The 4,315-nt window shown below is 54.0% G+C and carries 3 protein-coding genes; 2 read left to right on the top strand and 1 reads right to left on the bottom strand.

What is annotated here, in order from left to right; translation table 11 throughout:
• Positions 1-795 (top strand): sulfite exporter TauE/SafE family protein (locus A918_RS0116025; RefSeq protein ID WP_022712035.1); only part of this gene is annotated, 795 nt, incomplete at its 5' end.
• A gap of 15 nt (positions 796-810) precedes the next feature.
• The gene (locus tag A918_RS0116020) at positions 811-2,664 is read left to right on the top strand and encodes an ABC transporter ATP-binding protein (protein ID WP_022712034.1); all 1,854 of its coding nucleotides are present in this window, start codon (positions 811-813) and stop codon (positions 2,662-2,664) included.
• A 152-nt stretch (positions 2,665-2,816) separates the two neighbouring features.
• Here A918_RS0116020 and A918_RS0116015 read toward each other — a convergent pair.
• Positions 2,817-4,315 (bottom strand): ABC transporter ATP-binding protein (locus tag A918_RS0116015; protein WP_022712033.1); only part of this gene is annotated, 1,499 nt, incomplete at its 5' end.

The raw sequence follows: 4,315 nt of genomic DNA, 5'->3' as shown, positions 1-4,315 counted from the left end.
GGTGGCGCCCCCGGCCTGCTCGCAGGTCTGTTCGGTGTCGGCGGCGGTACTGTGGCGGTTCCGGTACTGTATGAGCTGTTCCGCTATCTGGGTGTACCGGAGGATGTACTGATGCCGCTGAGTATCGGCACATCGCTTGCCATCATCATTCCGACATCCATCCGTTCTTACCGCGCCCATCTGGCACGCGGAGCGGTGGATACAAGTCTGCTGAAAGCATGGGCTGTACCGGTCGTTGCGGGTGTGATTGCAGGGAGTGTGATTGCCCGTTATGCACCGGCGGAGCTGTTTAAATTCGTCTTCATCGTGGTTGCCGGTGTTTCGGCAATCCGGCTGCTGTTTGGTAAAGACAGCTGGAAACTCGCCGATCAGTTGCCGGGCAAACTGGCCATCCGGTTTTGCGGGTTGATTATCGGCGTATTGTCCTCACTGATGGGGATCGGCGGCGGACAGCTCTCCAACCTGTTCATGACCTTTTATAACCGGCCGATCCATCAGGCTGTTGCTACATCGTCGGGCTTGGGCATCCTGATTTCAATACCGGGTGCGCTTGGCTATATTTATGCAGGCTGGCCGCGTGCCGCACAATTTCCGGATGTTGCCGCTTTGCAGCCGCCGCTTGCACTCGGCTATGTCTCCTTGCTCGGATTTTTCCTCGTTATTCCGACAAGTATTCTCGCAGCCCCTGTCGGCGTAAAACTGGCGCATAGTCTTTCAAAACGGAAACTGGAAGTTGCATTCGGCGTCTTCCTGCTGCTGATCTGCCTGCGTTTTTTGATAAGCGTCATTTATTGATAGAAAGATTGAGTCATGCAAGAAACACTTCTTTCTGTAAAAGATCTGAAAATCTCTTTCTCTACCGGAGGCCACTGGGCACCGGTCGTGCATGGTATTTCCTTTGAGATTAAAGCCGGCGAAACGCTTGCTATTGTCGGGGAGTCCGGCTCCGGCAAAAGTGTTACCGCGCTTTCCCTGATGCGTTTGCTGCCGCCGCTCAACAGCCGGATTGAAGGTACGATCCGTTTTAACGATGCCTCGCTGACGCAGATGAATGACAGCGCAATCCGTCATATTCGCGGTAATGAAATCGCAATGATTTTTCAGGAACCAATGACCTCGCTCAATCCGAGCCTGACCATCGGCTTCCAGCTTGCCGAAGTGCTGATGACCCATCGCGGTATGAGCCGTGAACAGGCTGAAGCCGAGGCTGTGCATCTGATGGAGCGTGTACGGATACCATCTGCCGCCACACGGGCGAAAGATTATCCGCACCGTCTGTCCGGCGGCATGCGTCAGCGTGTGATGATTGCCATGGCACTCGCCTGCAAGCCGAAACTGCTGATTGCCGACGAGCCGACGACCGCATTGGATGTGACCATTCAGGCGCAGATTCTTGATCTCATCAAAGACCTGCAAAAAGAAGAAGGCATGGCCGTGCTGTTCATCACCCATGATATGGGTGTGGTGGCAGAGATTGCCGATCGTACCATCGTAATGTTGCATGGCAATATTGTTGAAAGCGGCAATACAGAGGTTATTTTTGCACAGCCGGAACATCCTTATACCCGTGCTCTGCTGTCTGCCGTGCCAAAACTCGGCTCGATGAAGGGCGAAAATGCACCGCTGAAATTTCCTGAAATCGACCGCACAACCGGCCTGCCGGTTGAACAGCCTGTTTCAGAACCTGAGACCATCACAGACAGTAATGCTGCTCAGCCGCCAACCGTGCTTGAAGTGCGCAATCTGCGCAAATATTTTGACCTGCCAAACGGTCTTTTCCGTAAACCTGCCGGACGGGTTCATGCGGTTGAGAATGTATCCTTCTCAATTGCGGCGGGTGAAACGCTGTCTCTGGTGGGGGAATCCGGCTGCGGAAAATCCACCACCGGCCGTGCAATTATCCGGCTTACAGAGCCGACATCCGGCGAAGTCCTGCTGAACGGCCGCGATATTCTCAACATCAGTCAGGCAGAATTTCGCGATACACGCCGCCAGATACAGCTTATCTTTCAGGACCCGTTTGCAAGTCTGAACCCGCGCATGAAAATCGGTGAAGCGGTTGCCGAACCGATGATTGTGCATGGCATTGCCGGTGCTGCGCAGGCACGGCAAAAAGCCCGTGAACTGCTGGAACAGGTCGGTATTAATCCCGCAACTTATGACCGCTATCCGCACGAATTTTCCGGCGGGCAGCGCCAACGCATCTGTATTGCCCGTACATTAGCTCTCGATCCGCAATTGATTATTGCTGATGAAGCCGTGTCCGCACTGGATGTTTCCATCAAGGCGCAGGTGGTTAATCTGATGCTGGAATTGCAGGAAAAGCTTGGTTTAGCCTTCCTGTTTATTTCCCATGATATGGCTGTGGTTGAGCGTATCAGCCATCGCGTGGCCGTAATGTATTTAGGCGAAATTGTCGAAATCGGCAGCCGTGCGGATATCTTCGGAAATCCGCAGCATCCCTATACCAAACGCCTGCTCTCTGCCGTACCGGTGCCTGATCCTGCAACGCGCGGCACCAAGGCGAAGCTCCATGTCGGCGAGCTGAAAAGCCCTGTGCGTCCGGTTGATTATCAGCCACCGGTGCGGATTATGCAGGAAGTCAGCTCCGGCCATTTTGTGCAGCAATGGGGTGCTGAATGGGACTTGCGTAAAGCAATCTAGTAAAAAATAAATAGTCCGGCTAGCATGTTGATCTGAAAGAACACATGCTAGAGCGGTTTACGTCCAGATTGGATCATAGTGCTCGCTCTGGATTCTTTATTTGGTCGCATTATCACGGGCGTCAAGTTGGATCAACTTGACTGTGAAATGCTCTAGTCGGCGACGAGATGTCCCCCGCCGATATCCACGAGTTTCACACGATCCGGTTGCTGACCGGCTTTCCAGACAGGGCTTGGAATTTCACCGGTGAGCCGCAGGCTTTCACCACGCTGACGACGTGGATCAGGTACCGGCACCGCAGAGAGCAGGCGCTTGGTATAGGGATGCTGCGGATTGCTGAACAACTGCGCGCGCGTTCCCATTTCCACAATCTGCCCCAGATACATCACCGCCACACGGTCGGAAATATTCTCAACAACCGCCATATCGTGACTGATAAATAAATAGGTGACACCGGTTTCTTTCTGCAGATCACGCAGCAATTCCAGCACCCTTGCCTGAATAGACACATCAAGCGCGGCAACACTTTCATCGCAAACAATGAGTTTCGGTTTCAGTGCCAGTGCACGGGCAATACAGATGCGCTGGCGCTGCCCGCCGGAGAACTGATGCGGATAACGGTCATAAACAGCAGCAGAAAGCTCCACACGCTCCAATAATTCACAGACCCGTGCTTTTTGCTCCGCAGCTGTGCCAATATTATGAATAACCAGAGGTTCACGAATAAGCTCACCTATTGTCATCCGCGCATCAAGCGCCGCCATCGGATCCTGAAACACGATCTGCAACTCGCGGCGCATAGCTTTGCGCCCTTTATAATCGAGTTCGCTCAGAGCCTGCCCGCCGACATCAATCCGGCCGCTATGCTGCACAAGTCCGACCAGTGCCTTGGCCATAGTGGACTTGCCGCAACCGGATTCACCAACCAGAGACAGCGTTTCCCCGCGATAAATATCCAGAGACACATGTTCAACCGCATGAACATTGGCTGCCACGCGCCCGAGCAGACCTTGCCGGATTGCAAATTTTACCGATACATCATCATAGCGCACCAGAACCTCACGCCCCTCATGCAGAGGGCGTTTGGCACCGGCACCGATACGCGGAACAGCCGCCAGCAAATCCTTGGTATATTGTTCTTTGGGCGCATCAAACAGATCAACCGTGCTTGCGGTTTCAACCATTTTCCCTTTGCGCATAACAATAACGCGGTCGGCCATTTCCGCGACCACGCCCATATCATGGGTAATCAGAATAACAGCTGTGCCCAGTTCTTTCTGCAAATCACGCAGCAGATCCAGCACTTCCCGCTGAACCGTCACATCAAGTGCTGTGGTCGGCTCGTCAGCAATCAGCAAAGCCGGTCGCAGCGCAATAGCCATGGCAATCATCACACGCTGGCGCATTCCGCCGGATAATTCGTGCGGATATTGTTCCAGCCGTTTCTCCGGCTGCGACAGTCGCACCGCGCGGACAGCTTCCAATGCACGGGCACGCGCCTGCGCAACTGAGAGCGGTTCATGCGCACGGATTGCTTCTGTCAGCTGGCGTCCGATGGTCATCACCGGATTAAGCGCCGTCATCGGCTCCTGAAAGATCATGGCAATACGCGCACCGCGCACCTGCTGCATTTTCTTTTCAGGCAGACCGG

This window comes from Pseudochrobactrum sp. AO18b (assembly GCF_000409565.1).
GTDB classification, from domain to species: Bacteria; Pseudomonadota; Alphaproteobacteria; order Rhizobiales; family Rhizobiaceae; genus Pseudochrobactrum; species Pseudochrobactrum saccharolyticum.
The sequence above is the reverse complement of the archived record's forward strand: the minus strand, read 5'-3'. Positions and strand labels throughout refer to the sequence as shown.

Bases quoted from the DNA above. Each gene is read 5' to 3' on its own strand.
- A918_RS0116020 (WP_022712034.1), top strand. From the start codon at position 811: ATGCAAGAAACACTTCTTTCTGTAAAAGATCTGAAAATCTCTTTCTCT.